The 26,615-nt window shown below is 67.6% G+C and carries 23 protein-coding genes; 13 read left to right on the forward strand and 10 right to left on the reverse strand.

Annotated features, from left to right (window positions below; all coding sequences use genetic code 11):
- Nucleotides 1-22 precede the first annotated feature (22 nt).
- The 8 genes from G537_RS0109345 to G537_RS0109380 form a co-directional block, all read right to left on the reverse strand.
- Nucleotides 23-766 carry a ribonuclease activity regulator RraA gene (locus G537_RS0109345; protein WP_026869893.1) on the reverse strand — a complete coding sequence of 248 codons (744 nt, stop codon included), beginning with the start codon at nucleotides 764-766 and terminating at the stop codon, nucleotides 23-25.
- 35 nt (nucleotides 767-801) lie between these two features.
- Nucleotides 802-1,974, reverse strand: a complete 1,173-nt coding sequence (locus tag G537_RS37165; RefSeq protein WP_034851193.1) for a mandelate racemase/muconate lactonizing enzyme family protein — start codon at nucleotides 1,972-1,974, stop codon at nucleotides 802-804.
- A 53-nt stretch (nucleotides 1,975-2,027) separates the two neighbouring features.
- Nucleotides 2,028-3,125, reverse strand: a complete 1,098-nt coding sequence (locus tag G537_RS0109355; RefSeq protein ID WP_026869894.1) for an ABC transporter ATP-binding protein — start codon at nucleotides 3,123-3,125, stop codon at nucleotides 2,028-2,030.
- 15 nt (nucleotides 3,126-3,140) lie between these two features.
- Complete coding sequence (locus G537_RS0109360; RefSeq protein ID WP_026869895.1) at nucleotides 3,141-4,031, reverse strand: carbohydrate ABC transporter permease; 891 nt, start codon at nucleotides 4,029-4,031, stop codon at nucleotides 3,141-3,143.
- Nucleotides 4,028-4,984, reverse strand: a complete 957-nt coding sequence (locus G537_RS0109365) for a carbohydrate ABC transporter permease (RefSeq protein WP_155888575.1) — start codon at nucleotides 4,982-4,984, stop codon at nucleotides 4,028-4,030. Before G537_RS0109365 ends, G537_RS0109360 begins: the two co-directional genes overlap by 4 nt.
- A gap of 80 nt (nucleotides 4,985-5,064) precedes the next feature.
- Nucleotides 5,065-6,570 carry an ABC transporter substrate-binding protein gene (locus G537_RS0109370; protein ID WP_081688710.1) on the reverse strand — a complete coding sequence of 502 codons (1,506 nt, stop codon included), beginning with the start codon at nucleotides 6,568-6,570 and terminating at the stop codon, nucleotides 5,065-5,067.
- 143 nt (nucleotides 6,571-6,713) lie between these two features.
- Entirely contained in the window at nucleotides 6,714-7,910 is a 1,197-nt protein-coding gene (locus tag G537_RS0109375; RefSeq protein WP_026869898.1) for a mandelate racemase/muconate lactonizing enzyme family protein, read from the reverse strand.
- A 279-nt stretch (nucleotides 7,911-8,189) separates the two neighbouring features.
- Nucleotides 8,190-9,227, reverse strand: coding sequence for a LacI family DNA-binding transcriptional regulator (locus G537_RS0109380; RefSeq protein WP_026869899.1), 1,038 nt, complete (start codon nucleotides 9,225-9,227; stop codon nucleotides 8,190-8,192).
- Nucleotides 9,228-9,380: 153 nt separating this feature from the next.
- Here G537_RS0109380 and G537_RS0109385 point away from each other — a divergent pair, with 153 nt between their 5' ends.
- The 13 genes from G537_RS0109385 to G537_RS0109445 all read left to right on the forward strand — a co-directional run bounded on the left by G537_RS0109385 (nucleotide 9,381) and on the right by G537_RS0109445 (nucleotide 24,866).
- Nucleotides 9,381-10,700 carry a mandelate racemase/muconate lactonizing enzyme family protein gene (locus G537_RS0109385; RefSeq protein WP_051248241.1) on the forward strand — a complete coding sequence of 440 codons (1,320 nt, stop codon included), beginning with the start codon at nucleotides 9,381-9,383 and terminating at the stop codon, nucleotides 10,698-10,700.
- A 67-nt stretch (nucleotides 10,701-10,767) separates the two neighbouring features.
- The gene (gene dgoD, locus G537_RS0109390; protein ID WP_026869901.1) at nucleotides 10,768-11,940 is read left to right on the forward strand and encodes a galactonate dehydratase; all 1,173 of its coding nucleotides are present in this window, start codon (nucleotides 10,768-10,770) and stop codon (nucleotides 11,938-11,940) included.
- A 298-nt stretch (nucleotides 11,941-12,238) separates the two neighbouring features.
- The gene (locus G537_RS37170) at nucleotides 12,239-13,006 is read left to right on the forward strand and encodes a GntR family transcriptional regulator (RefSeq protein ID WP_081688711.1); all 768 of its coding nucleotides are present in this window, start codon (nucleotides 12,239-12,241) and stop codon (nucleotides 13,004-13,006) included.
- 249 nt (nucleotides 13,007-13,255) lie between these two features.
- Nucleotides 13,256-15,061, forward strand: a complete 1,806-nt coding sequence (locus G537_RS0109400; protein WP_026869902.1) for an ABC transporter substrate-binding protein — start codon at nucleotides 13,256-13,258, stop codon at nucleotides 15,059-15,061.
- Nucleotides 15,062-15,462: 401 nt separating this feature from the next.
- Nucleotides 15,463-16,461, forward strand: a complete 999-nt coding sequence (locus tag G537_RS0109405) for an ABC transporter permease (RefSeq protein WP_026869903.1) — start codon at nucleotides 15,463-15,465, stop codon at nucleotides 16,459-16,461.
- Nucleotides 16,462-16,473: 12 nt separating this feature from the next.
- Nucleotides 16,474-17,382, forward strand: a complete 909-nt coding sequence (locus G537_RS0109410) for an ABC transporter permease (protein WP_026869904.1) — start codon at nucleotides 16,474-16,476, stop codon at nucleotides 17,380-17,382.
- A 47-nt stretch (nucleotides 17,383-17,429) separates the two neighbouring features.
- On the forward strand, nucleotides 17,430-18,416 hold the full coding sequence (locus tag G537_RS0109415; protein WP_026869905.1) for an ABC transporter ATP-binding protein: 987 nt from the start codon (nucleotides 17,430-17,432) through the stop codon (nucleotides 18,414-18,416).
- Nucleotide 18,417: 1 nt separating this feature from the next.
- Complete coding sequence (locus G537_RS0109420; RefSeq protein WP_026869906.1) at nucleotides 18,418-19,422, forward strand: ABC transporter ATP-binding protein; 1,005 nt, start codon at nucleotides 18,418-18,420, stop codon at nucleotides 19,420-19,422.
- A 175-nt stretch (nucleotides 19,423-19,597) separates the two neighbouring features.
- On the forward strand, nucleotides 19,598-20,560 hold the full coding sequence (locus G537_RS0109425) for a mannonate dehydratase (protein ID WP_034851194.1): 963 nt from the start codon (nucleotides 19,598-19,600) through the stop codon (nucleotides 20,558-20,560).
- Between the two features lie 14 nt (nucleotides 20,561-20,574).
- Nucleotides 20,575-21,441, forward strand: a complete 867-nt coding sequence (locus G537_RS0109430) for an NAD-dependent epimerase/dehydratase family protein (RefSeq protein WP_211230341.1) — start codon at nucleotides 20,575-20,577, stop codon at nucleotides 21,439-21,441.
- Nucleotides 21,442-21,633: 192 nt separating this feature from the next.
- Nucleotides 21,634-22,845, forward strand: a complete 1,212-nt coding sequence (manD, locus tag G537_RS0109435; protein WP_026869909.1) for a D-mannonate dehydratase ManD — start codon at nucleotides 21,634-21,636, stop codon at nucleotides 22,843-22,845.
- Nucleotides 22,846-22,850: 5 nt separating this feature from the next.
- The gene (locus G537_RS0109440) at nucleotides 22,851-24,002 is read left to right on the forward strand and encodes a mandelate racemase/muconate lactonizing enzyme family protein (RefSeq protein WP_034851195.1); all 1,152 of its coding nucleotides are present in this window, start codon (nucleotides 22,851-22,853) and stop codon (nucleotides 24,000-24,002) included.
- A gap of 123 nt (nucleotides 24,003-24,125) precedes the next feature.
- Nucleotides 24,126-24,866, forward strand: coding sequence for a FadR/GntR family transcriptional regulator (locus tag G537_RS0109445; RefSeq protein WP_026869910.1), 741 nt, complete (start codon nucleotides 24,126-24,128; stop codon nucleotides 24,864-24,866).
- Between the two features lie 39 nt (nucleotides 24,867-24,905).
- Here the strand turns inward: G537_RS0109445 and G537_RS0109450 are convergent, their stop codons facing one another.
- Complete coding sequence (locus G537_RS0109450; RefSeq protein WP_034851196.1) at nucleotides 24,906-25,556, reverse strand: 4-carboxy-4-hydroxy-2-oxoadipate aldolase/oxaloacetate decarboxylase; 651 nt, start codon at nucleotides 25,554-25,556, stop codon at nucleotides 24,906-24,908.
- The gene (locus G537_RS37175; protein WP_051248244.1) at nucleotides 25,540-26,592 is read right to left on the reverse strand and encodes an aldo/keto reductase; all 1,053 of its coding nucleotides are present in this window, start codon (nucleotides 26,590-26,592) and stop codon (nucleotides 25,540-25,542) included. Before G537_RS37175 ends, G537_RS0109450 begins: the two co-directional genes overlap by 17 nt.
- Nucleotides 26,593-26,615 lie beyond the last annotated feature (23 nt).

Consider the following 26,615-nt stretch of genomic DNA (forward strand, 5'->3'; position numbering starts at 1 on the left):
GCCCAAGGGCTGCCGGCTTCGCCTATGAGGCCCGGCCCTTGCTCTTGAGCCACTCCTCGTATTCCGGCCGCGCCGCCTCGCTGAGGGGATAGTAGCGTCGCAGGTCGCCGCCCTGGGACAGGCGCTCGCGCGAGAACTCCTCCCATTCGTGGTGTTGGGTCGCCTTCTCGATCACCTGCGGCGCCAGCGCCACCGGCACCACCACGGCGCCGTCGTCGTCGGCGACGATGATGTCGCCCGGCATCACCAGCACGCCGCCGCAGGCGATCGGGATGTTGACGCCGAAGGGCATCAGGTCGGTCTGGGTGTGGAAGTTCGGGGTGACGCCGCGCAGCCAGAAGCCGAGGTCCAGCCGGCCGGTGTTCGGATAGTCGCGGATGCAGCCGTCGATCACCACGCCCAGGCCGCCGCGGCCCTTGAAGTAGGTCAGCATCATGTCGCCGAAGACGCCGCTCTTCATGTCGCCGCGGGCGTCGACGACCACGATGTCGCCCTTCTGGGCGTGATACAGCACGTGCCGGTGCAGCTGCTTCTCCGGCTCGGCGTATTCGTCCTCGCCGTACAAATCCTCGCGCTTCGGCATGAACTGCAGCGTCAGCGCCGGCCCGGCGATCGCCTTGCCCCTGGTCCAGGCCACCGGGCCGCAGATATGGGTGTTGCGGATGCCCATATGGGCGAGGGTGCTGCTGGCCGTGGCGGCGCCGATCGCCTGCAGCGCCGCCGACCATTCCGCCGGCGGCCGCTTGATGTCGCTGGTCTCGATCATTCTCGGTTCGTCCTTCGATGGTCGGTCGGCGGCGATCAGGGCTCGTCGCCGAAATAGCTGGATCCCGGCTTCAGATGCGCCCGCGCCACGTCCTCGTTCAGCGTCAGCCCGTGGCCCGGCCGGTCGTTCAGGTGGATGTAGCCGTCGACGATCGGCGGGCCGCCATCGACCAGGTCGCTCCACCACGGCACGTCATGGGCGTGGAATTCCATCACCAGGAAGTTGTTCATGGCGGCGCAGACATGGGCGCCGGCCACCGTGCCGATCGGGCTGGCCACGTTGTGCGGCGCGATCGGGATGTAATAGAGGTCGGCGTGGTCGGCGACCTTCTTGGCCTCGGCCAGCCCGCCCATCTTCGGGATGTCCGGAGCGATGATCCGCGCCGCCTGCTTCTCGATCAGCTCGCGGTAGCCGTGCTTGCGGTAGAGGTTCTCGCCGGTGCAGATCGGTGTCTTCGTCGAATGGGTGACGTGGCGCTGCGCCTCGATGTTCTCGGGCGGCACCGGGTCCTCCAGCCACAAGAGGTCGAAGGGCTCCAGCGCCTGGGCCAGCTTGATGGCGTCGTTCACCCCGAACTTCCAGTGGGCGTCCATCGCCACCATGATCTCGGGCCCCACCGCCTCGCGCACGGCGCGGACGACGTCGACCATCCAGGCCAGCTCGCGCGACCCGATGGTGCGGTTGAACGGCTCGAACCATTGCCGCCGCGGGTTCGGGTCGTCGGAGATGTCGATGGTGTACGGGTTGCGCGTGTCGAGGTCGAACTTGATGGCGCTGAACCCGTCCGCCACCACCTCGCGCGCCTTGGCGGCGTAGGACGACGGCTCCGGCGTGTCGCCGGCGTGGCAGTCGGCATAGATCCGGATCCTGTCGCGGAAGCGGCCGCCGAAGAAGGTCGAGATCGGGGTCTGCAGCGCCTTGCCCATCAGGTCCCACAGCGCGATCTCGATGCCGCTGATCGCGGTGACGGTGGCGCCGGCCTGCGATCCCTCGCCGGACAGGCAGCGGATCAGGATCTCGACGATCTTGCCGATGTTGACCGGATCCTCGCCGATGATGACCGGCTTGGCCTTGTGCACCAGCTCGGCGACCCCGGCGCCCCAATAGGCCTCGCCCAGGCCGGTGATGCCGGCATCGGTCTCCACCTTCACCAGCACCCAGGGGAAGTTCCCCGCGATGACGGCGGTGCGCAGATTGGTGATCTTCACGGGTCCTTCCTTCCCTCCGAGAGCCGGCCCGCTTGATCGGGCCGATTGATGCGTCAGCCGGCCGGCAGCGCCTGGCCGGTCTTGCCGTCGAACAGGTGCAGCTTCTGCTGGTCGAATTCGAGCCAGACCGGCTGATCGATCCCCAGCTTGACGTCGGGCGTGACGCTGACCACCAGCGTCGCCGATCCCAGATGGACATGGGCGTAGGTGATGTCGCCGGTCGGCTCGACCGTGTAGACCCGGCCGGCGATCGCGCCCGGCACCTCTTCCCGGTGCAGCCGGATGGTGCTGTGCCGGGCGCCGAGCACGACCTCGCCGTCGGTCGCGCCTCGAGCCTTGCGGGCATTGGCGTCGGACAGGGCGCAGCGCCAGCCGTCCGGGCTCTCGATCGCGGCGCCGGTGCCGTTGCCGGCCACCCGGGCCCACACCAGGTTCATCGCCGGGCTGCCGACGAAGCCGGCGACGAAGGTGTTGACCGGGCGCTCGAACACCTGCTCCGGCGTGTCGTATTGCTGCAGCACGCCGCCGCTCATCACCGCCATCTTGTCGGCCATGGTGACGGCTTCCATCTGGTCGTGGGTGACGTAGATCACCGTCGCCCCCAGATCCTGGTGGAAGCGCTTCAGCTCCGCCCGCATCTGGGTGCGCAGCTTGGCGTCCAGGTTCGACAGCGGCTCGTCCATCAGGAAGACGCGCGGGTCGCGCACCAGGGCCCGGCCCAGCGCCACGCGCTGCTGCTGCCCGCCCGACAGCTCACGCGGCCGCCGCTCCAAGAGATGCTCGATGTCCAGAAGCTTGGCCGCGGCCCGGACCTTCCGCTCGATCTCGGCCGCCGGCAGCTTCCGCATCTTCAGCGGGAAGGCCAGGTTCTTGTAGATCGTCTTGTTCGGGTACAGCGCGTAGTTCTGGAACACCATGGCGATGTCCCGGTCCTTCGGGTCCAGGTCGTTGACCAGCCGGTCGCCGATCCGGATGTCGCCGTCGCTCAGCTCGATCAGACCGGCCACCAGGTTCAGCGTCGTCGTCTTGCCGCAGCCGGACGGGCCGACCAGGGCCACGAACTCGCCGTCCTCGACCGTCAGCGACACATGGTCGACGGCGTAGATGTCGCCGTACCGCTTGACCACGTCCCGCAGCACCACCTGCGCCATGGGCTCCCCTTCTCGTCAGGACTTGACCGCGCCTTCGGTCAGGGCGCGGACGAAGTATTTCTGCAGGACCAGGAACAGCACGACGACCGGCACGCTCATGATGAACGAGGCCGCCATCAGCCCGGGCCAGTTGGTCGCGTATTCGGTGAAGAAGCGTTCCAGCCCGACCGGCAGGGTCAGCTTGCTCTTGTCGTTGATGAAGGTCAGGGCATAGACGTATTCGTTCCACGCCAGGACGAAGGAATAGATCGCGGTGGCGATGATGCCGGGCGAGGACAGCGGCATGACCACCAGGAGAAAGGCCTGGAACCGCGTGGCGCCGTCGATCCGCGCCGCCTGCTCGAGCTGCACCGGGATGTTGTCGTAGAAGCCCTTCAGCAGCCAGATCGACAGCGGCAGGCCGAAGGTCAGGTAGGTCAGGATCAGCGACCATGCCGTGTTCACCAGCCCCATCCACTTCATCATGATGAACAGCGGCATCAGGAAGACCACGGCCGGAAACATGTTCCGGACCAGGACCGCGTAGAACAGCAGCTTGCGGCCGGGGAAGCGGAAGCGCGAGAAGGCGTAGGCCGCCGGCACCGCGATGACGACGCCGAGGATCGTGGTCGCGGTCGAGACCAGGATGCTGTTCAGCAGGTAGTGCAGGAACTCCTGCCCGACCTCGTTGGCGGGGGAGAGCAGGCGCGTGTACTGCTCCAGCGTCGGCTCCGACGGGATCCATTCCGGCGGATACTGCAGCGCCGCGAACTGGGTCTTCACCGAGGTCAGCAGCATCCAGGCCATCGGCAGCACGGTGAAGATGCCGAGCAGGACCAGGTAGACGATGCGGGCCGCGCCCCAGGGGCCGGTCCGGCCGCGGCGGCGCTTCGGGGCGGGCCGCTGTTCCAGCGTCACGGCGCTCATTCCGGCCGCCTCCCGTCGCCCCGGGTCAGCGCCCGGACGTAGAACCAGCCCAGCGCCATCATCACCACGAACAGGATCACCGAATAGGCCGAGGCGATGCCGAAGCGGATGCGGCCGAAGGCCAGCTGGTAGATCTGGGTGATCCAGATGTCGGAGGACCCGGCCGGGCCGCCGCCGGTCATGATCCAGGGAATGGTGAAGCCGTTCAGGTTGGTGACCAGCAGCAGCAGCACGGTCACCAGCGTCACCCCCTTCAGATGCGGCATGGTGATGTGCCAGAAGCGCTGCCAGGCGCCGGCGCCGTCGACCTTGGCGGCGCGGTGCAGCTCGTCCGGCACGGTCTGCAGCCCGGCCAGCAGCATGATCATGGCGAAGGGGAACTCCTTCCAGATGTTGACCACGATCAGCGACGGCAGGGAGGTGTGGACGTTGTCCAGGAAGTTGATCGGCGTCTCGGTGATGCCGAAGGCCACCGACAGCGCGCCGATCACGCCGAAATCGCTGTGGTACAGCCAGCGCCAGACATAGGAGGCGGCGACCGCGCTGATCACGTAGGGGATCAGGAACAGACCCCGCAGCATGCCGCGGCCGATGAAATAGCTGTTCAGCGACAGGGCGGCGCCGAGCCCGAGGATGAAGGCGAAGAAGGTCGAGAACACCGTCCAGATCAGGGTGTTGATCGTGACTTCCCGGAAGCTGTCGCTGCCCAGGATGCGGCTGTAGTTGTCGAGGCCGACATAGGTCTTGTCGGCCATGGCCAGGCTGGGCGGGGTGTTGAAGAAGGACAGATAGATGGTGTCGTAGATCGGATAGCCGATCACCAGCAGCATCACCACGAAGGCCGGCAGGATGTAGAGATAGTCGGCCCAGTGGCGGGCGATGCGCCGCAACAGGCCGGGGCGGCGGCGGGGCGCCGCCCGCGCCCGGGGCGCATCGTCCTGCGCGGCAGCCATGGTCACGCCCGACTCTCCTTTGCAGGGGGAACGGGGCCGGCCGGCGCCTCAGGCACCGGCCGGGTGCGGGACGGATGGGCCTAGAGGCCCGACAGCAGGTCCTTGATCTTGCTGGCGGCGTCGTCGGCCGCCTCGGCCACGGTCATCTTCCCGGTCAGCGCGTTCTGCATCATGTTCGGGACGATGATGTTCATGATCTCCGCCGATTCCGGGATCACCGGGAAGGGGATCCCGCTCGGCAGCATCGAGGTGGTGACGTTCAGGAACTTGATCTCGTCCAGCCGCTGCTTCATCCATTTGGTGCGGAAGCCGCGGGTGTTGCCGGGGTTGGAGGCGACCCAGGCCACCTTGGTCGACCATTCCGGCCCGGTGGCGAAGGCGACGAAGGCGCGGGCGGCGTCCATGTCCAGCCCGCCATCGACCACATCCGGGTTGAAGATGTGGGCGTTGGAGCCGCCGAACACCACGGCGCGCCGCACCGGCCCCTTCGGGATCAGCCCGTAGCGCATGTTCGCCACCACCGCCTCGGCCACCTTCTTGTCCGCGCCGGTCGCCTTCTTGGCGCGGTCCAGCATGGTCGCGTATTCCGCCGGATGGCTGATCATCATCGCCAGCTGGCCGGCGATGAACGGATCCTGGTTCTCGGTCTGGGTGTTGGTCAGGGCCGAGGTCGGCACCGACTTGTCCCGGACGTACATGTCGTAGGAGGCCTGCAGCGCGGCCTTGGAGCCGTCATTGTTGATGTAGACCTCCTGGTAGGTCGGGTTCGCCTCGGCCTCGTCCAGCGCGCCCCCGCCATAGGCCCAGCATTGCGGCATGAAGCGGAACGGCGTGTTGCCGGCATTGGGCCGGGCCACCAGGCCGTAGCCGTTCTTGCCGGTCTTGTCCTTGATCTGCTTGGAATAGGCGACGAGGTCGTCCCAGGTCGCGGGCGGGCTTTCGGGGTCGAGGCCGGCCTCCTGGAAGATCCCGGCATTCCAGATCAGGGCCATGGTCTCGTTGTTGGTCGGCACCCCGTAGGTCCTGTCCTTCCAGGTCACCGACTTCATCGCGCCGGGCCAGAAATCGGCGGTGCGGTGGCCGACCATCTCCGGCGACAGCTCGCTCAACTGGCCCTTGGCCGCGAACTCCACGCCCCACAGGATCGGCAGCTTCGCCACCATCGGCGCGGCGTTGCCGAGCGCCGCGGCGCGCAGCTTGTTCAGCATCTGGTTGTAGTCGAGGTTCTGCTTCTCGACCGTGATGTTCGGATAGGTCTTGGCGAAGGCTTCCCAGAACTGGGCGTCGATCTCATGGTCGATCCGGGGCGACGCCTCGTTCGGCCCGACCCACCAGTAGGTCAGCCGGCCCTTGTGGTCGAGCGGCACCACCTTGGCGCATTCGGCCGCGGTGTCGACCTCGACCGTGCCGGCGATGCTGTTGATGTAGTCCGGCGTCCAGTTCGCGGTGTCGATGCCGGTGTCCTGCGCCAGGGCGCCGAGCGGGCGGAGGCCCGCGGCCAGCGCTCCGGCCCCGGCGGCATAGCCGAGGAAACGGCGACGGTCGACGACATGGGGAAAGAGGTCACCTGCATGAGGCTTGGTCATGAGCGGTCCTCCCAATGGCCTCGCTTGTCGTCTGCGAGTTCCGGTCAGCCTAGGCTTCGGGGGTAAAACGCGTCAAGGATCAGTGCGCAACAACTTGCGGTTTTTGTTATGTTGTTAGCCGGGAACATTCCTCGACCGACCGTTCAGTCGAAGAATGCCTTGTCCTCTTCGGTCAGATACTGCCGGGCACGCTCGGGGTTGATGTCGACGCCCATGCCGGGCCGGTCCCAGACCTCGATCAGCCCGTTGCGGACGATCGGGTTCGGCAGGCCGTCGACGATGTCGTACCACCAGGCCGGGTTGCCGCTCGGATACTCGAAGGCGATGAAGTTGTTCGGCAGCGTGGCCGAGACCTGGACCAGCGCGGCCAGGCCGAGCAGGCCGTTGCCGGTGCCGTGCGGCGCCATCAGGATGCCGTGCAGGTTGGCGTATTCGGCGATCCATTTCAGCTCGGCGATGCCGCCGACATCGCAGGGGTCGGGGCCGACCACGTTCACCGCATGGCCTTCGATCAGCGCCTTGAAGTTCTGGCGCAGATAGATCTGCTCGCCGGTGTGGATCGGGGTCGAGGTGGCGAGGGTCACCTCGCGATACACGTCGGCGTTGACATAGGGCACGTAGTCGCCGGTGATCAGGTCCTCGAGCCAGAGCAGGTTGTATCGCTCGACCGCGCGGGCGAAGCGGATCGCGTCCGGCACCATCCAGCCCGGCCCGCAATCCAGCGCCAGCGCGACCTTGTCGCCCAGCACCTCCTTCATCGCCGCGACGCAGTCGACCATGTGCTTCAGGCCGCGTTCGGTGATCAGCCCGGAATCCATCGCGCCGTGGAACACGCTCTGCCCCGGCGTGCCGTAGTAGAAGTCCGGCACCTCCCGCTTCATCGGGCTGTGGAAGCCGATGCCCTGCTTGATCATGGTGAAGCCCTCGGGCAGGGCCATCTGCCGCTTGGCATCCTTGGCATAGTGCTCGGGCTGATAGCCGTCCATCGGCACGCGCAGCGAGCCGTTGTAGACCCGGACATGGTCGCGCACCTTGCCGCCGAGCAGCCGGTGCACCGGCAATCCCGCCGCCTTGCCGGCGACATCCCACAGCGCCATCTCGATGGCGCTGACCGCGCTGCCCCAGGGCTTGAAGGCGCCGCGCTGGCGGATCCGCAGCATGGCCCGCTCGACCAGGGTCGGGTCCTCGCCGATCAGGGCGTCGCGGAAATGCAGGATATGCGGCTTCAGATAGGGCTTGTAGGATTCGACCTCGCCATAGCCGCTGAGGCCCTCATCGGTGACGATGCGCACGATCGGATTCTTGCCGATCACGGCGCATTTCAGATCGACGATCTTCATGTCCTGGGCGCCCCGCTTGGTCGGGGACGGGCGCTGCCGCCCACCCGGTGTTTCCTCTCCGCTGCCCTTTTTATGTCCGATCTAGGCAGGCGAAGGGCGAGCCTAACACAGGCAAGAAGCATTGCAACTTGTTAGGTGCCCTGGTCTGCGAGAATACCCAAAACCGTCATGGCGAGCGCAGCGAAGCCATCCAGGGCCGCTCGCACCGGCCCCTGGATGGCTTCGTCGGCTTCGTCTCCTCGCAATGACAGAGAGGGAGGGAAGGATGAAAAGCTCTGCCTATGTCGCCGCCTTCGCCCGCTTCAGCACCGGCGCGAGCCAGGTCGTCGGCGCCGCCGGGCCGGTCGAGGCCCGGGTGACGATCTCGGCCACCAGCGCCAGGCGCACCGGCGGCCGGGAAGCGGCCTCGGCGTCGCCCAGCCGGTCGGCGATGCAGCGGACCATGGCGGCGCCGATCTCGACCTGCGGCGTCCGCACCGTGGTCAGCCGCGGCGACACCTGCGAGGCCGCGGCGAAGTCGTTGAAGCCGACGACCGAGATGTCCTCGGGCACGCGGAGGCCCAGGCGCAGCAGGTCCGAGATCACGTTCACGGCGATGCCGTCATGGGCGCAGAACAGCGCCGTCGGCGCGCCGCCGCGCCGCAGATGGGCGAGGAAGGCGTCGCGGAAGCCCTCGGCCTCGTCGAAGACGATGTCCTCGACCGTGGTGCCCGGCGTCTCCAGCATCCCGTCGCGGAAGCCGCGGAAGCGCTCGGCCCGGCCGAGGGGCAGGGTGCTGCCGTGGACGAAGGCCACGGCCCGATGGCCGAGGCCGGTCAGCAGACGGGCCACGCCCACGCCTGCCTCCCAGTCGGCGCCGACCACCTGGTCGATCCGCTCCATCGCGCCGACATAGGTGGCGCAGACCACCGGCAGGCCGGTGCGCGCGGCCAGGGCGGAGATCTCGTGCGGCCGCGGCACCGCCAGGATCAGCCCGGCCACGGCGCTGTCCAGCGGGCCGCCCTCGGCCAGGTGCCGGGCCTGGCGCGGCACGATCGAGAAGCCCAGCCGCTCGCCCTCGCGCTCGGCGCCGTGCAGCATGTTCAGCCACAGCTCGCTCGACACCGGGTCGATCTCCTGGCGGATGAACAGGATCTGCCCGTTGGCTGCCGGCAGCTCCTGGCTGCGCCGATAGCCCATGCTGTGGGCGGCGCGCAGCACCCGGCTGCGGGTGGCCTCGCCGACGCCGGACTTGCCGGACAGGGCGCGGGACACGGAGAACTTCGAGATCCCGAGCCGGTCGGCGATGTCCTGGATGGTGACGCGGCCTGAATTCATGCGGTGTTGCGTTCCATGTTTGGGCCGCACCTTCTGCCGCAGCGCTCGTTCCGCCGTCAATATCGCCACGCCCGGCTGGTCCGGCTTGCGCAACTTGTTTGGTAATGATAGCAATTTGCCTAACGAATAGCAAACTGCAGCGGGGCGTGCATCATGGCCACAGGACGGCTGGACAGCGCGGCCCTCGGCCGGGTCGAGGACGCGGTCTCGACCCATTCGCGGCCGAGCGGGCTCAGGATCACCGACCTGCGGGTCGCGGTGGTGGTCGGCAGCGGCTACCACCCGATCATCCGCATCGACACCAACCAGGGCATCTCCGGCCTCGGCGAGGTGCGGGACGGCGGCCACGCCGAGAACGCGCTGCAGTTCAAGCACCTGCTGCTGGGGCAGAATCCCTGCAATGTCGACATGATCTTCTCGGCCCTGCGCCGCTACGGCAGCTGGGGGCGGGAAGGGGGTGGCGTCTCCGGCATCGAGATCGCGTTGTGGGACCTTGTCGGCAAGGCCTATGGCGTGCCGTGCCATCAGTTCCTCGGCGGCAAGCACCGCGACCGGGTGCGGATCTACGGCGACACTCCGGCGCCGGCCCAGCCGACGCCCGAGGGCTATGTCGAGGCGGTGCTGCGCCGCAAGGCGCTGGGCCTGACCTTCATCAAGTTCGACCTGCCGCCGCGCTTCTTCAACGCGGTCGACGGCGCGCTGGTGGGGCAGGCCACCCGGCACGAATACGAGCTGGCGAAGGCCTGGCGCGCGCCGGGGGCGGGGCGGGGGATCAAGCTGAGCCAGGCCGGCATCGCCGCCGCGGTCGATGTGGTCCGCGCTGTGCGGGAGGCGGTCGGCAGCGAGGTCTCCCTGTGCATCGACCATTTCGGCGAAGGCTTCGTGACGGCCGACGAGGCGATCCGCCTCGGCCGGGCGCTGGAGCCGTTCGACCTGGCCTGGCTCGAGGATCCGCTGCCCTGGCACGACTTCGCCGGCCACAGGAAGGTGGCCGACGCGCTGCTGACGCCGATCGCGGCGGGCGAGGAGCTGTATCTCTGGGACGGGTTCCGCGAGCCGATCGAGACCCGTGCCTTCGACATCCTGCACCCCGACCTGCTGACCTCGGGCGGCATGCTGGAGACGAAGCGCATCGCCGATTACGGCGAGCGCTTCGGGCTGGCGGCCGCGCTGCACGCCTGCTGCACCCCGATCGGCTTCATGGCGAATGTGCATTGCGGCGCCGCGATCTCCGGCCTGGTGGCGGTCGAGCATCACGGGCTGGACATCCCGCATTGGGGCGACCTCGTGACCGGGATCGACCCCGATTATCTCGAGGGCGGCTACGTCACCGTGCCGGATGCGCCGGGCCTCGGCGTCGAGCTGAACGAGGAGGCGGTGGCGGCGCATCTGCGCCATCCTGGCGCCCTGTTCCAGCCGACCGAGGACTGGAACCGGATCCGCGTCGGCTTCGAGCGGCGGTCGCGCGGCTGAGCCCGGCTTCGCTCGCCCGGACGGACGCGGTACCCTGCCGGACCGGCCGGCTGCTCAGGACGACGCCATGAAGATCACGGGCATCGAGACGCGCATCGTCAATGCCGAGATGCGCAACTGGGTCTTCGTCAAGGTCATGACCGACGATCCCGGCCTGTTCGGCTGGGGCGAGGCGACGCTGGAATGGAAGACCCGCGCCGTGGCCGGCGCCGTGCAGGACCTCGAGCCGCTGCTGCTCGGCCGCGACCCGCGCGACATCGAGCAGGCGGTGCGCGCGATGAAGAAGCAGAGCTTCTGGCGCCTGGGCGTGATCGGCATGAGCGCCGTCTCCGGCATCGAGATGGCGCTGTGGGACATCCTGGGCAAGCATCTCGGCGTGCCGGTCTGGCGGCTGCTCGGCGGCAAGGTCCGTGACCGGGTGCGGGTCTATACCCATCTCGGACTCGGCGACATGCGGGCGGTCTACGAGACGCTGGACGAAGCGCCGCTGGTCGAGCGCGCGCATCAGGTGGTGGCGAAGGGCTATCGCGCCTTCAAGGCGGTGTTCATCCCCTACACGCATTATCACGCGCCGCTGCCGGAGGCGGACAAGGTCGCGCGCATGATGCAGGCGCTGCGGCAGGCCGTCGGACCCGAGGTCGAGGTCATGGTCGACTTCCACGGCCGCCCCGCCGGCGTCGCGGCGGCGCTGGCCTATATCGAGGCCCTGGCGCCCGGCCGGCCGATGTTCGTCGAGGAGCCGCTGCCGCCGGGCGAGACCGCCGGCCTCAAGGCCGTCGCGGCGCGCACCACCGTGCCGCTCGCCACCGGGGAGCGGCTGGTGGATCGGGCGGAGTTCCAGGAGCTGCTATCCGCCCAGGCCGTCTCCATCATCCAGCCGGACATCTGCCATTGCGGCGGGCTGCTGGAGGCCAAGAAGATCGCGGCCATGGCGGAAGCGGTGTCGGTCGGGATCGCGCCGCACAACCCGCTGGGGCCGATCGCGGGCGTCGCGGCGCTGCACTTCGCCGTCTCCACCCCCAACCATGTGATCCAGGAGGAGATGGTGGGCGCGGTGCCCTGGTATTTCGACGTGGTCCGCGGCCCGATCCGCATGGTCGACGGCTTCTGGCAGGTCCCCGACGCGCCGGGCCTGGGTGTCGAGGTCGACGAGGCCGAATGCGCCAAGCACCCGTTCGCGCCGGAGGTCCTGCACACGCAGAACGCCATCCTGGACGACGGCAGCATCGTGGATTGGTGAGGGCGCTGGCCGATTGCCGCTCCCGCTTGCGAGAGAGTTTCGGAATTCCCCACACCGTCATTGCGAGCGCAGCGAAGCAATCCATGGCGCCGCTCGAACGGAGGCATGGATTGCTTCGTCGGCTTCGCCTCCTCGCAATGACGGTAAGGGATGAGTGTTTTGAAAAAGTCTCACAAACGGGAGAGGCTGCGCGCTTCTGTGCTCGCGAGGGACGATAATCTTTCTTGCCTGGTGCGCTTCAGACTCGACATTTCGTGTCGAGTTCGCCAAAGATCGTACACAAAATCCGGAGGATCGCGTGTCGAATCCCCAGGCCGGACATCAGTGGACAGCGGAAGGCGGCGCGGAAGCGCAGCCCGTCGGCACTGTTCCCGGCCTGGACCTGCCTGCGTTTCAGGCGGACCGCGAGGCCTCGGTCTATGAGGCGATCCGCGAGGACATCATCTCGGGCCGCATCCCGGCCAATGCCCGCCTGATCGTCGCCGATCTCGCCGAGCGGCACGGCACCTCGACCAATCCGGTGCGCGAGGCGCTGCAGCAGCTCCGCGGCGAGGGCTTCGTTGTGATGACGCCCAATCGCGGGGCGCGCGTGCGGCCGATCGACGAGGATTTCATCCGCGACATCTACGAGATCGAGGTCCTGATCGAGCCGGCGCTGACGCGCTGGTTCGTCGGCATCGCGACCGATGCCGACATCGCCGTGCTGGAGGCGCTCCACGCCGAGATGCTGCGGCTCAACTATTCGGACCCGGTGCGGCACGGGCTGCTCGACACGCAGTTCCACCACACGATGTATGAGCGCCATTACAACCGGCACGCGGTCGAACTGTGGTGGAAGCACCGCGAGATCCTGCGCGCGATCAGCCGTCGGCTGCCGATCTCGCTCGGCCGCCAGGCCGCGGTGATGCGGGAGCATCAGGAGGTCCTGGACGCGATCAAGGCCCAGGACGCGGATGCGGCGGCGGCCGTGATCGCCCGCCATGTCGAGGGATCCGGGCGCCACATCATCGAACAGATGCGCGTGGCGCGCCGCAACAACCAGAAAGACAAGGAGCAGTCCGGCTAAGGGTTCTCGGAGTGCGGATGAGGAGTAGGGCTCATTTTTTGTTGTCATCGCCGGGCTTGACCCGGCGATCCAGGGACCACCCGGAGCGGCATCGACAGTCCTGGATGCCCGGGTCAAGCCCGGGCATGACAATAAGATAGGTCGATAGTCCTTTACCCGATTGGCTGATGTGGAAGAAGGGGAACGCGCGGTCATACCGGAAAGGCGCCCATGAGGCGCAAAAGACAATCAAGGGAGGAGATCTGTCTTATGATCGATCTGAAACGCCTTGCCGGCCGAAGCCTGGCCGGCCTTGTGCTCGCCGCGGCGGCGATCATCGCGCCGGCCGCGGCCTTCGGTCAGGCTGCCGGCTTGCCGCCGGCGCAGGAGATCACGCCCAAGGGCCCGCTGCCGGACGTGCCCCGCAACCAGACGCTGATCCTGGGCTGGGGCGTCGCGGGCGGCACCTCCGTCGGCACCACCAACCCCTGGGTGCTGCCGGGCTATACGCATCAGGAGGGCAACAACCTGCTGTTCGAGCCGCTGATGTATTTCGCCATCTTCAAGGGCGAATTCATCCCGTGGCTCGCCGACAGCATGGAATACTCGCCGGACTTCAAGACGCTCGAGATCAAGCTCAACAAGGACGCCAAGTGGAGCGACGGCAAGCCGGTCACGTCCAAGGATGTGGTCTACACCTTCGAAGGGCAGATGAAGTATGAGACGCTGCCCTACCACGCGCATTTCCAGCAATTCGTCGACAGCGTCAGCGCCAAGGACGACCTGACGGTCGAGGTCAGGTTCAAGCAGCCGGCGCCGCGCTTCAAATTCGAGGTGCTGACGGAGAAGTTCGACACCGGCCTGCCGATCGTGCCGGCGGAATGGGAATCGGCCCAGCCGAACCCGACGGCGGCCGTGGGGCTCGACGAGATCCCGCATTCGGGGCCGTACAACGTCGTCGCCTGGAACGCCAACCAGAAGATTCTCGACCTGCGTCCCGACTGGTGGGCGGTGAAGGCGGGGCGGAGCGCCCAGCCGGCGGTGAAGCGCGTCGTCATCGTCAACGTGCTGAACCAGCCGATCGACACGGTGGCGCAGCGCCTGGTGAACAACGAGTTCGATTCCTCGGTCGACATGCGCGCCCAGGTGATCGGCAACATCGTGGAGCAGAACAAGGACATCCAGTCCTGGACGGGCGCGGAGCCGCCCTATGGCTATCTCGACTGGTGGCCGAACTCGCTGTGGATGAACACCCAGCTCGAGCCCTACAACGATCCGCGGGTCCGTAAGGCGATCAGCCGCGCGATCGACCGCGATCGCATCGACGAGGTGCTGTATGACGGTGCCAAGATCGCGACGATCTATCCGTTCCCGCTGTATCCGAACCTGCAGAAATTCGCCGAATCCGAGGCCGTGAAGGCCGAGGAGGCGAAGTATGAGCCGGGCAAGTTCGACCCGGATGAGAGCGAGAAGCTCATGACCGAGGCCGGCTTCACCAAGAACGACGACGGCCTATGGGAGAAGGACGGCAAGACCTTCGACGCCACCATCCACGCCTTCGAGAACATCCATGGCGACATCGCCCCGGTCCTGGCGGAGATGCTGCGCCAGGCGGGCTTCGACGCGAATGTCAATTTCGGCACCGATGCCTATCAGGCCATGGTGGACGGCAAGCCAGGCCTCTACCTCTTCGGCCACGGCGCCAGCCTCTACGATCCGTTCGAGGCCATGAACCTGTTCCATGGCAAGTACAGCAACACGATCGGTTCGGCGGCGGGCAACAACCGCTTCTCGCGCTACAAGAACCCCGAGCTCGACAAGATCCTCGACGAGATCTCGCCGCTCGATTCCAACGATCCGAAGTTCCAGGAGGGCGCCGCGAAGGCTCTCGGCATCTACTGGCGCGATGTGATCGACGTGCCCGTCATCCAGTGGCTGCACCGGATCCCGTACAACAACCACTACTGGAAGAACTGGCCGAGCGCCTCGAACCTCGGCACGGGCACCAATGGCGCGTTCTGGGCCCATACCGGCCTGCTGGTGATCACGTCGCTGCAGCCGACCGGCGCGCCGTAGGTCCGATTGCGAAAGGTGCGCGCCGCCGGGCGCGCACCTCCTGAACGGCAACAGCACCAGGATCGTCCAGTGATATTGCCGGCCCGAACTCTCAACACGTCATGGCGAGCCTCGCAGGGGCATGGCCATCCAGACTTTCGCCGCCATGCAGTTGAGGCCGCGGGACTGGATGGCCACGCTTCGCTCGCCATGACTGTGTGGGGGTATATGCCTGCTCTCCGTATCAAGGGGCGGCAGGCTGGTCGGGTGCTTTCGCAGTCCCTTTCACCGTGGCGAGCCCCGCAGGGGCGTGGCCATCCAGCGGCAGTGGCCCCTGGATGGCTCCCTCTGAACTCACTACGGCGCTTCACGCCTCGCCATGACGAAAAAGGGCCGGAGAGTCGATCTCAAAGGCCGCTGATATGACCCTCAAGCTCATCATCCGCCGTCTTCTCTTCCTCATCCTGGTCGTCTGGGCCGCCTCGACGATCGTCTTCTTCATCCCGCGCCTGTCGAGCCGCAATGCGCTGCGCGAACGCTTCGGCGAGCTGGCCCGTACCGGCGGCTTCTCGCCGGCCGATCTGGAGAAGATCATCGCCTCGATGCAGCAGCAGTTCGGGCTCGACCAGCCGCTTTACCATCAGTACTGGACCTATCTCGGCAACATCGTGCGGATGGATTTCGGCTACTCGCTGTACCGCTATCCGTCGACCGTGGCCGAACTGATCGCGCAGTCGCTGCCCTGGACGATCGGCCTGCTGCTGGTCACGACGATCCTGAGCTTCGTCATCGGCAATCTGCTGGGCGCCGTCGCCGCCTGGCCGCGGGCGCCGCGCTGGCTCCGGACCTTCGCCACGCCCTTCATCCTGCTGACGGGCGTGCCGCCCGTGATCATGGCCATCCTGCTGCTGTTCTTCATCGGCTTCCGGCTGAAATGGCTGCCGCTCGGCGGCGCCTATTCGGCCGGCGTGGTGCCGAACTTCTCCCTCGACTTCGTCCTCGACCTGCTGCGGCACCAGGTGCTGCCGGCGCTGGCCCTGATCTTCGGCTCGGTCGGCGGCTGGGTGCTGTCGATGCGCGGCATGGGCGTCACCATCCAGGGCGAGGACTATGTGAATTTCGCCGAGCACAAGGGCCTGACCGGCGGCCGGATCTTCCGCGACTATTATCTCCGCAACGCGCTGCTGCCGCAGGTGACGGGGCTGGCCCTGGCGCTCGGCACCGTCGTCACCTCGGCCATTATCGTCGAGGGGCTGTTCGGCCTGCCGGGCATCGGCAGCATGCTCAACCTCGCCATCCGCGCGAACGACTTCCCGACGATCTACGGCGTCGTGCTGTTCATCACGATCGCCGTGGCGGTGCTGATGACGGCGGTCGAGTTCCTCTATCCACTGCTCGACCCCCGCGTCCGCAATTCGTGAGGAGCGAGAGACATGTCGATCGCCGCGCTCTCGCCGCCCGCCGAACCGAGGATCGAACGCCCGGGCAGCTTCGTTCTGGTGCTGCGGTATCTGCGCCGCAACAAGGGGCTCGCCCTCGGCGTCCTGATCCTGCTGGGCCTCACCGCCTTCACGATCATCGGCCTGATGACGGTCGATCCGAAGGACGCCTATCCGCTCTCGGCGGCGGTGAAGAAGCCGCCGAGCCTGAAATACCCCTTCGGCACGGATTTCTTCGGCCGCGACCTCCTTGCCGCCATGGTCGTGGGCATGTGGCAGACGGCCTTCATCGGCTTCGTCGCCGGCGGCCTCGGCACGCTGATCGGCGTCGTGCTCGGCTTCATCGCCGCCTATTTCGGCCGCTGGACCGATGCCGCGATCCGCACGGTCTGCCAGATTCTGACACCGATCCCGGTGCTGCTGATCCAGGTCGTGATCGCCGGCTCGCTCGACAAGCGCGACGTGACCATCGTGACCATGGCGCTGATCGTGGTGCTGCTGGCCTGGATGGGGCCGACCCTCGTCATCCGCGCCCAGGTGCTGACGATGAAGGAACGGCAGTTCGTCGCCGTGGCCAAGCTGTCGGGCGTCAGCGACCTCGGCATCATCTTCAAGGAGATCCTGCCCTGCCTCTTGCCCTTCATCGCCGCGGCCTTCGTGGCGCAGGTGTTCTCGGCCGTCTTCGCCTCCTTTTACCTCGCGGTGCTCGGGCTGGGGCCGCTGCGTGAGCCGCTGCTGGGCAACATCATCTGGGCGGCGCAGTCGCAGGGCGCCTTCTTCAACGGCTGGTGGTGGTGGCCGATCATCCCCTCGGTGGCGATGATCCTGATCCTCGGCTCGCTGGCCCTGATCAATATGGGGCTCGACGAGCTGGCCAATCCCCGCGTGCGGAGGTCGGAGTGACGGCGATGGATGCGACGCTGGCGCCGCCCCGGGAAAGGGCAAAGGCCATGAACCGACCAGCCGCGACGATGCAGCCGGTCCTCGATGTCCGCAACCTCGAAGTGACCTACTACACCGATTCCGGCCGGGCCCGGGCGCTCGACAATGTCAGCTTCACGCTGGATGCCGGCGAGAAGCTGGGCATGGTGGGCGAGTCCGGCTCGGGCAAGAGCACGCTGGCGCTCGCCATGATGCGGATGATCAAGCCGCCGGGCCGGATCGAGGGCGGTCAGGTGATCGTCGGCGGTGCCGATCTGATGGCGCTGGATGCCGAAGGGATGCGCCAGGCGCGCCTGTCCCGGATCGCCTATATCCCGCAGGGCGCGATGAACTCGCTCAACCCGGTGACGCGGATCGGCGCCCAGATGGTCGACGCGGTGAAGTCGCATCTGCCGGGCGAATCCCGTGCTTCCATCGAGGCGCGCTGCAAGCGGGCGCTGCAATCGGTCGACCTCGATATCGGCGTCTATCGCATGTATGCGCATGAGCTGTCGGGCGGCATGAAGCAGCGCGTCTGCATCGCCATCGGCATCCTGCTCGACCCTCACGTCATCATCGCCGACGAGCCGACCAGCGCTCTCGACGTGGTGACCCAGCGCCAGGTGATGGAGACGATCGACAATGTCCAGAAGGCGATCAACGCCGCGGTCATCCTGATCGGCCACGACATGGGCCTGATGGCGCAGTTCGTCGACAAGGTCGCGGTGATGTATGCCGGGCGGCTGGTCGAGGTCAGCACGGTCCGCGAGATGTTCACGGACCCGAAGCACCCCTATTCCCAGGCGCTGATCGAGAGCCTGCCGAGCCTCGAGAACAAGGGCGTGTTCCGCGGCATCCCCGGCCTGGCGCCGTCGTTGCTGCGGCTTCCGGGCGGCTGCGCCTTCCACCCGCGCTGCAGCAGGGCCATGGCCGTCTGCAGCACGACCCGGCCCGAGCCGCGCCTCCTGGCCGGCGGCCGCGGCGTGACCTGCCACCTCTATGACGGGGACGCCTGAGATGGCCGATCTGCTGCGGCTCGAACACGTCTCGAAGACCTACACGCGCGGGCTCGTCCATGCGCAGACGACGGTGGCGCTGCGCGACATCTCGCTGACGCTGAAGGAGGACGAGCCGACCATCCTGACCGTGGCGGGGGAGAGCGGCAGCGGCAAGACCACCCTCGCCATGCTGCTGCTCGGCTTCATCGCGCCGACGACGGGCCGGATCATCTATCGCGGCAAGGATGTCTCGGCGTTGCGCGGCAAGGAGAAGATGGCCTATCGCCGCGAGGTGCAGGCGGTCTTCCAGGATCCCTTCGCCGTGTTCAACCCGTTCTACACGGTCGACCATCTGCTGACGGTGCCGATCCGGAAATTCGGCCTGGCGACGTCGAAGGCGGATGGCCGCCGCAAGATGGAGGAGGCGCTCACCGCCGTCGGGCTTCGGCCCGAGGACATCCTCGGCCGCTTCCCGCACCAGCTGTCCGGCGGGCAGCGCCAGCGCATCAACGTCGCCCGCGCGCTGCTGCTGAAGCCGCGGCTGCTGATCGCGGACGAGCCGGTGTCGATGGTCGACGCGTCGCTCCGCGCCACCATCCTGGAGACGCTCCGCAACCTGCAGCGCGACCACGGCGTCTCGATCATCTATGTCACGCATGACCTGACGACCGCCTATCACATCGCCAAGTCAATCATCGTGCTCTATCGCGGCTCGGTGATGGAGGCGGGGGATGTCGACCGGGTGATCAAGGATCCGCAGCACCCCTACACGCAGCTGCTCGTCGATTCGATCCCCTGGCCCAATCTCGACCGGCGCTGGGGCGCGCAGCCGATCAGGGCGCGCGACGCCGCCATCGGCACCGACGGCTGCCGCTTCCGGCCCCGCTGCCCCAGGGCGATGGAGGCCTGCGGGAAGGAGCCGCCGCTGTTCCGCATCGGCGATCGCCATACCGCCTCATGCTTCCTCTACGATCGGCAGCCGCAGGTCGCGCAGGAGCGCCTGTCGGAACTGCTGCCTGCCTGAGTGTCGATGAGCATCACCGATGATGAGACTCTTCTCTCCCACGAAAGAACCGTCATTGCGAGGAGGCGAAGCCGACGAAGCAATCCAGGGGCCGGTGCGCACTGGCCCCTGGATTGCTTCGCTTCGCTCGCAATGACGATTTTTGGGCTCACTGAACCGCACGGAACGTTACGACATGCTCGAAATCGCCGAATTCATCAGCCCCACGCCGACGCCCGTCTGGAAGCTGGCGCGTCAGGCCGGGGTGGACCTCGCCGTGGGGGGACTGCCGCCCGACGACCTGCTGCAGGGCGAGGCGCCGTGGGATTACGGGCCGCTGCAGCGCCTGAAGCAGCGTTACGAGGACGCCGGCTTCACCCTGAAGGTGATCGAGGCCCGGCCGCCGCTGAACAAGGCCAAGCGCGGCCTGCCGGGGCGGGACGAGGAGATCGCGACGGTCTGCACCTTGCTGCGGAACATGGGCCGGCTCGGCATCCCGGTCTGGTGCTACGAGTGGATGACCGATTTCAACTGGGTGCGCACCAACCTTGCCACGCCCTCGCGCGGCGGCTCGGTGGTCACCAGCTTCAACCTCGCCGACGTGCCCGAGGATCTGACCAGCAACCCGCCGATCGGCGAGGACGAGCTCTGGGCCAATCTCGAATACTTCCTGAAGAAGGTGCTGCCGGTCGCCGAAGAGGCGAAGGTGAAGATCTCGATGCACCCCGACGACCCGCCGCTGTCGCCGATCCGCGGCGTCGGCCGGATCATGCGCAGCATCGACAATTTCCAGCGCCTGATCGAGACGGTGCCGAGCCCGATGAACACGATCACGCTGTGCCAGGGCAACTTCACGCTGATGACCGACGACCTGCCCGGCGCCATCCGGTCTTTCGGCAAGGCCATCTCCTTCGTCCATTTCCGCGACGTGCAGGGGACGCCGGAGGCGTTCCGGGAGACATGGCACGACGCCGGCAAGACCGACATGCTGGCCTGCATGCGCGCCTATCGCGACATCGGCTTCGACGGCGTGCTGCGCCCCGACCACGTGCCGACGGTGGAGGGCGACAGCAACGAGCATGCCGGCTACTCCGCCTTCGGGCGGCTCTACGCCATCGGCTACATCCGCGGGCTGCACCAGTCCGTCTACGGCGCCTGAGCGGGGAGGGGACCATGGACACGATCGAGACCAGCAAGCCCGCCCGGGCCCGGACGAAGACGATCGCGCTGACCGGGGGCAGCGGCCGCATCGGCCGCGCCATCGCCGCGGCGGCGCTGCGCCGCGGCCACCGCGTCGTCAGCATCGACCGCGCTGCGCCGGCGGAGCCACAGGAGAACCTCCGCTTCGTCCAGGCCGATATCGGCGACTACGACGCGCTGGTCGACGCCTTCCGCGGCTGCGACGCCCTGATCCACATGGCGGCCATCCCCTCGCCGGGCCACCACCCCGACCACATCGTCCACAACAACAATGTCGTCGGCAGCTACAACGCTCTGCGCGCCGCGGTCGAGGTCGGCATCACCCGGATCGTGCAGGCGTCGAGCGTCAATGCGATCGGCCTGTCCTTCAGCCGGGAGGCGCATTTCGACTATCTCCCGCTCGACGAGGCGCATCCGAACTACACCGAGGAGGCGTACGGGCTGTCGAAATGGATCTGCGAGCAGCAGGCCGACACCTTCGCCCGCCGCTACGGCCGCCTCAGGATCGCCAGCATGCGCTTTCACCTGGTGGTGGAGGAACGCGCCCAGGCGGCGGCCGTCTACGGCTTCGTCACCAAGGCGGCGTCGAAGCATCTCTGGGCCTACACGCTCTACGACGCGGCGGCGCGGGCCTGCCTGCTGGCGCTCGACGCGCCGTTTCGGGGCCACGAGGTGTTCTACATCGTCGCGCCGGACACGGTGATGGATATCCCGAGCCTGGAGCTCGCCGCCCGCTTCTTCCCGGACGTGCCGATCCGCGGCGACCTCGGCGGCAACCGCGCCTTCTTCTCGTCAGCGAAGGCCGAACGGATGCTCGGCTGGCGCCACGATCCCGACTGAGGATGGGTGCCAACCGTGAGCAAGAGCATTTCACCCTGATTGTCATTGCCGGGCTTGACCCGGCAATCCAGGGGCCATCGAGAGCCGCTCTGGCGTCCCCTGGATCCTCGGGTCAAGCCCGAGGATGACAATCGAGAAAAGATGACAGGGCTTTGTCGATCGCCGAACAGCGATTCCATTTGAGGGGCTGCCATGAAGATCCAGGACGTCAAGGTCATCGTCTGCTCGCCCGGGCGGAACTTCGTCACCCTCAAGATCGTCACCGACGAGGGCCTCACCGGCATCGGCGACGGCACGGTGAACGGGCGCGAGCTCGCGGTCGTCAGCTACCTGCAGGACCATGTCGCGCCGCTCCTGATCGGGCGCGACCCGGCGCAGATCGAGGACATCTGGCAATACCTCTACCGCGGCGCCTATTGGCGGCGCGGGCCGATCACCATGGCGGCGATCTCGGCCGTCGACATGGCGCTGTGGGACATCAAGGCCAAGGCGGCGAACATGCCGCTCTACCAGCTGCTCGGCGGCGCCTCGCGGCAGAAGGCGATGATCTATTCGCACGCCCAGGGCATGACGATCGAGGAGGCGGTCGACGCCGTTGGCCGGAAGCGCGACGAGGGCCATGTCGCGATCCGCTGCCAGGTGGGCATCCCCGGCCTGCCCGCGATCTACGGCACCGGCAAGGGGGCGAAGCAGGGCACCGGCGGCATGGTCGAGGCGCTGCCGCACGAGGAAGTGTGGTCGACCGCGAAATACATGAACCACATCCCGAAGCTGTTCGCGCGGCTGCGGGACGTCTATGGCGACGACCTGCACCTGCTGCACGACACGCATCACCGCCTGACGCCGATCGAGGCGGCGCGGTTGGGAAAGGACCTCGAGCCGTTCCGGCTGTTCTGGCTGGAGGACCCGGTGCCGGCCGAGCTGCAGGAGGGATACCGCCTGATCCGGCAGCACACGACGACGCCGATCGCGCTGGGCGAGGTGTTCAACACGATCTGGGATGCGCGGCTGCTGATGGAGGAGCAGCTCATCGATTACATCCGCGTCACCTCGGTCCATGCCGGCGGCGTCACCGGACTGCGGCGGATCTTCGACTTCGCCTCGGTCTATCACATCCGCACCGCCTGCCACGGGCCGATGGACGTCTCGCCGGTGGCGATGGGCGCGAATGCGCATATCGACCTCTGGGTGCCGAATTTCGGCATCCAGGAGTTCTCCGGCTACACCCCGCTGATGCACGAGGTCTTCCCGCATGCCTGGACGCAGGAGGGCGGCTACATCCATCCGGGCGACGCGCCGGGCCACGGCGTCGACATCGACGAGGCGCTCGCCGCGAAACACCCCTATCAGCGCGCCTACCTGCCGGTGAACCGGCTGGAGGACGGCACGCTCTGGCACTGGTGACCCGAATGAAGATCTCCGCCATCCGCGCCTACCCGGTCTGGGTCGGCACGCGCAACCAGCTGCTCGTCAAGGTCGAGACCGACCAGGGCCTGTTCGGATGGGGCGAAAGTGGCCTCTCCGGCCGCGAGAAGGCCGTGGTCGGCGCCATCGACCACTACCGCGAATTCCTGATCGGCCGCGATCCGTTCCGGATCGGCGCGCTGTGGCAGGAGATGTATCGCAGCCAGTATTTCGAGGGCGGCCGCGTGCTGCAGGCGGCGATCTCGGCGATCGACATCGCACTCTACGACATCCTCGGCAAGGCGCTCGGCGTGCCGGTCTACCAGCTGCTGGGCGGCAAGCAGCGCGACCGGATCCCGACCTTCGCCACCACCTCGGCGCCGCCGGGCGAGGCGATGATCGAGCAGGCGAGGGCGCTGATCGCGGCCGGCTGGACCGCGATGCGCCTGTCGCCCTCCGGCCATGGCGGCAGCACGGTCTACGAGCCGCGCGAGCACATCGCGACGACGGCCAGATGGTGCGTCAGGGCGCGCGAGGCGCTCGGCGACGAGGTCGTGCTCGGCATCGATCTCCATCACCGCCTGTCGGTCGCGGAGGCGGCGAGCTTCTGCCAGAAGATGCCCTCCGGCACGCTCGATTTCCTGGAGGAGCCGATCCGCGACGAGACGCCGGAGGCCTATGAGGCGCTGCGGCGGATGGTCGACGTGCCCTTCGCGATCGGCGAGGAATTCGCCTCGAAATGGCAGTTCCTGCCCTACATCGAGCGCAACATCCACCAGTTCAACCGGATCGATGTCTGCAATGTCGGCGGGCTGACCGAGGCGATGAAGGTCGCCGGATGGAGCGAGGCGCACTACGTCGACATGATGCCGCACAACCCGCTCGGCCCGATCTGCACGGCGGCGACGGTGCATTTCGCCGCGGCGGTGCCGAACTTCGCCTGGCTCGAGACCCGGACCTCGACGGCCGAGCAGCTCGGCTTCGACGATGCCGAGCTCTTCCCGGTCCAGCCGCGCATCGAGAACGCCCATTATCCGGTCACGGACGCGCCCGGCCTCGGCGTCGAGGTGAACGAGGAGCTGATCCGGAAGCAGAGCTTCAAGTTCTGGGAGGCGCCGCATCTGACGCGCAAGGACGGCTCGGTGACGAATTGGTAGCAGCCCTCGGCCGGACCGAGGGGCCTGCTTTCGCCTCCCATGCCGCTCGCTTCATCGCTCTTGCAACGGTGCGCGGCAGCCCATATTCCAGGAGTTGCATGACAACTTGAGCGCGCGGCGACGGTGGCCAGACGATCTCCCCCCGCATCCCTGACGCTCGACAGGGTGGTGCCGAACACCAATCTCGTGTCGTCGCTGAGCGCGGCCCTCGAGCGCGAGATCCTGAGCGGACGGTTCAAGGTCGGCGATCGGTTGCCGACGGAAAGCGAGCTGTCCCGGACCACCGGCGTGAGCCGCACGGTGGTGCGCGAAGCGGTCGCGGCGCTGCGGGCGTCGGGGCTGGTCGAGACGCGCCGCGGCTCCGGAGCCTTCGTGGCGGCGCAAGCGGCGCCGCCCCGGATCGGTCCGGCCGTTCTGCGGGCCACGCTCGACGACATCCTGTCGGTCCTGGAGCTTCGTCTGGCCGTCGAGGTCGAGGCGGCCGCACTGGCCGCCGCCCGCCACCGCGACGACGACATCCGCGCCATGTCCGTCGCCTTGGAGAGAGGAGAGGCGGCTGCCAAGGACTGGCGGCGCCTGGTGGCTGCCGACCTCGCATTCCACAAGGCGATCGCCGCGGCGACGCAGAACAAGTATTTCGCGGACTTCATCGATCATCTCGGCGAATTCGCCTTTCCGCGCCGCCACCTCGATCCGTCGGCCGCGTCGGCCTATGGTCTCGCGGACCACCAGGAGCGGATCGAGGCGGAGCACCGGGCGATCCTCGAGGCGGTCCGGCAGCGCGACAGCGCGCTCGCGAGCGCCGAGATGCGCCGGCACCTGGCCGGCAGCCGGGCGCGCTACAAGGCGATGACCGGCGAGTAGAGAACCGCCGTCAAGCTGTGTGACAACATCCGGGCAGTCTCAGCCTGCGCGCTCGAGGAGCGGCCGCAGCCCAAGCAGGTCGAGCGTGGTGGCGCCGGCCTTCAGCTTCTCCTTGATCGCATCCTCCCTGTCCTCGCGCTCGCGGGCGGCCTTCAGGGCCAGCGCGATCAGGGCGCGCGGGACCACGACGACGCCGTCGTCGTCGCCGATGACGACGTCGCCCGGAGAGACGGCGACGCCGGCGCAGACGATCGGGACGCCGACCTCGCCCGGATGGGTCTTGGCGGCGCCCTTCATGGCGAGGCCGCGGGAGAAGACGGGAAAGCCCATCTCCCGGAGGCAGGGCCCGTCGCGCACGCAGCCGTCGATGACGAGCCCGACGACACCTCGCGCCTGGCAGGCGGTGGCCAGGACGTCGCCGAAGGGGCCGGACTCGACGAAGCCGTCATTGTCGACGACCAGCACGTCGCCGGGCTGCGCCGAGGCGGCGGCCACATGGATGGCGAGGTTGTCGCCGGGCTTGCAGCGCACCGTGAGGGCCGAGCCGGCGAGCTTCATGCCCGGGTAGATCGGCTTGATGCAGGCGGGCATGGCGCCGCGCTGGCCCATCGCCTCGTGCAGGGTCGGCGGCGAGAATACCGCGAGCGCGGCGATCTCCTCCTGCGAAGCCCGCTCAAACGTCGCGTCCATGCGCGCCTCCACTGCCGTCGTGATGCGATGCGAAACGCCCTTCCACCGGGTAGATCGGATCGATGAAGTTCGGGATCGCCGTGGTGCCGGGCGGCACCAGCCGGTCGACCGCGGCCTCGTCCTCGGCGGTCCAGTCGACGTCGAAGGCGGCGAGATAGCCGTCCCACTGCGCCATCGTCCTGGGGCCGGCGATGGCGCCCGTCACCGCCTCATTGGCCAGCACCCAGGCCACGGCGAAGGCGGCGGGGTCGCAGCCGCGCCGGCGGGCGTGTCCGCCGATCTCGGCCGCGGCGGCGAGAGCCGCAGGCACGTATTCCGTCTCCATCATGCGCCTGTTCTGCAGGGCCGCGCGGCTGTCCGGCGGGGGCGGCTCGCCGACCGCGTATTTGCCGGTCAGCATCCCGCGCGCGGTCGGGCTGTAGCAGAACACGCCGATGCCGAGCGCCCGGCAGGCCGGCAGCACCTCGACCTCCACGGTGCGGTTGAGGGCATGGTAGAGCGGCTGGTCGACCACCGGCCGGTCGATACCGGCCTGGTCGCAGATCGCGGCGATGCGGGCGATGCGCCAAGCCTTGAAGTTCGAGAGGCCGAGATAGCGGATGGCGCCGCTGCGCTGCAGGTCGGCGACGGCGCGCACCGTCTCCTCCAGCGGCGTGCCGTGGTCTTCCTTGTGCAGGTATAGGATGTCGATGAAATCAGTGCCCAGCCGCTTCAGGCTCCGCTGCACCTCCTCGATGATCCATTTGCGCGACAGGCCGCGCTGGTTGGGGCCGGGCCCGCTCGGGTTCGCCAGCTTGGTGGCCAGCACCCAGTGATGGCGGTCGGCGGCGATGGCGCGGCCGACGATCTCCTCCGACCGGCCGCCGGCATAGGTGTCGGCGGTGTCGATGTGGTTGACGCCGCGGTCGAGCGCGGAGGCGACGATGCGCTTCGCCTCGGCCTCATCCGTGGTCGCGCCGAAGGTCATGGTGCCCAGCGCCAGCCGCGACACCACCAGCCCGCTGCTGCCCAGCCGTTTCGTCGGGATGGTCGCCATGGCGGTTTCCCCTGTGTGTCCCG

Source organism: Inquilinus limosus DSM 16000 (genome assembly GCF_000423185.1).
GTDB lineage: Bacteria > Pseudomonadota > Alphaproteobacteria > DSM-16000 > Inquilinaceae > Inquilinus > Inquilinus limosus.

Coding starts and splice junctions, on each gene's coding strand:
- G537_RS0109400 (WP_026869902.1), top strand. CDS start 13,256: ATGATCGATCTGAAACGCCTTGCCGGCCGAAGCCTGGCCGGCCTTGTG.
- G537_RS0109360 (WP_026869895.1), bottom strand. CDS start 4,031: ATGAGCGCCGTGACGCTGGAACAGCGGCCCGCCCCGAAGCGCCGCCGC.
- G537_RS0109370 (WP_081688710.1), bottom strand. CDS start 6,570: ATGACCAAGCCTCATGCAGGTGACCTCTTTCCCCATGTCGTCGACCGT.
- G537_RS0109425 (WP_034851194.1), top strand. CDS start 19,598: ATGCTCGAAATCGCCGAATTCATCAGCCCCACGCCGACGCCCGTCTGG.
- G537_RS0109410 (WP_026869904.1), top strand. CDS start 16,474: ATGTCGATCGCCGCGCTCTCGCCGCCCGCCGAACCGAGGATCGAACGC.
- G537_RS0109440 (WP_034851195.1), top strand. CDS start 22,851: ATGAAGATCTCCGCCATCCGCGCCTACCCGGTCTGGGTCGGCACGCGC.
- G537_RS0109385 (WP_051248241.1), top strand. CDS start 9,381: ATGGCCACAGGACGGCTGGACAGCGCGGCCCTCGGCCGGGTCGAGGAC.
- G537_RS0109355 (WP_026869894.1), bottom strand. CDS start 3,125: ATGGCGCAGGTGGTGCTGCGGGACGTGGTCAAGCGGTACGGCGACATC.
- G537_RS0109365 (WP_155888575.1), bottom strand. CDS start 4,984: ATGGCTGCCGCGCAGGACGATGCGCCCCGGGCGCGGGCGGCGCCCCGC.
- G537_RS37175 (WP_051248244.1), bottom strand. CDS start 26,592: ATGGCGACCATCCCGACGAAACGGCTGGGCAGCAGCGGGCTGGTGGTG.
- dgoD (WP_026869901.1), top strand. CDS start 10,768: ATGAAGATCACGGGCATCGAGACGCGCATCGTCAATGCCGAGATGCGC.
- G537_RS0109450 (WP_034851196.1), bottom strand. CDS start 25,556: ATGGACGCGACGTTTGAGCGGGCTTCGCAGGAGGAGATCGCCGCGCTC.
- G537_RS0109405 (WP_026869903.1), top strand. CDS start 15,463: ATGACCCTCAAGCTCATCATCCGCCGTCTTCTCTTCCTCATCCTGGTC.
- G537_RS0109380 (WP_026869899.1), bottom strand. CDS start 9,227: ATGAATTCAGGCCGCGTCACCATCCAGGACATCGCCGACCGGCTCGGG.
- G537_RS0109430 (WP_211230341.1), top strand. CDS start 20,575: ATGGACACGATCGAGACCAGCAAGCCCGCCCGGGCCCGGACGAAGACG.
- manD (WP_026869909.1), top strand. CDS start 21,634: ATGAAGATCCAGGACGTCAAGGTCATCGTCTGCTCGCCCGGGCGGAAC.
- G537_RS0109345 (WP_026869893.1), bottom strand. CDS start 766: ATGATCGAGACCAGCGACATCAAGCGGCCGCCGGCGGAATGGTCGGCG.
- G537_RS0109375 (WP_026869898.1), bottom strand. CDS start 7,910: ATGAAGATCGTCGATCTGAAATGCGCCGTGATCGGCAAGAATCCGATC.
- G537_RS0109420 (WP_026869906.1), top strand. CDS start 18,418: ATGGCCGATCTGCTGCGGCTCGAACACGTCTCGAAGACCTACACGCGC.
- G537_RS0109415 (WP_026869905.1), top strand. CDS start 17,430: ATGAACCGACCAGCCGCGACGATGCAGCCGGTCCTCGATGTCCGCAAC.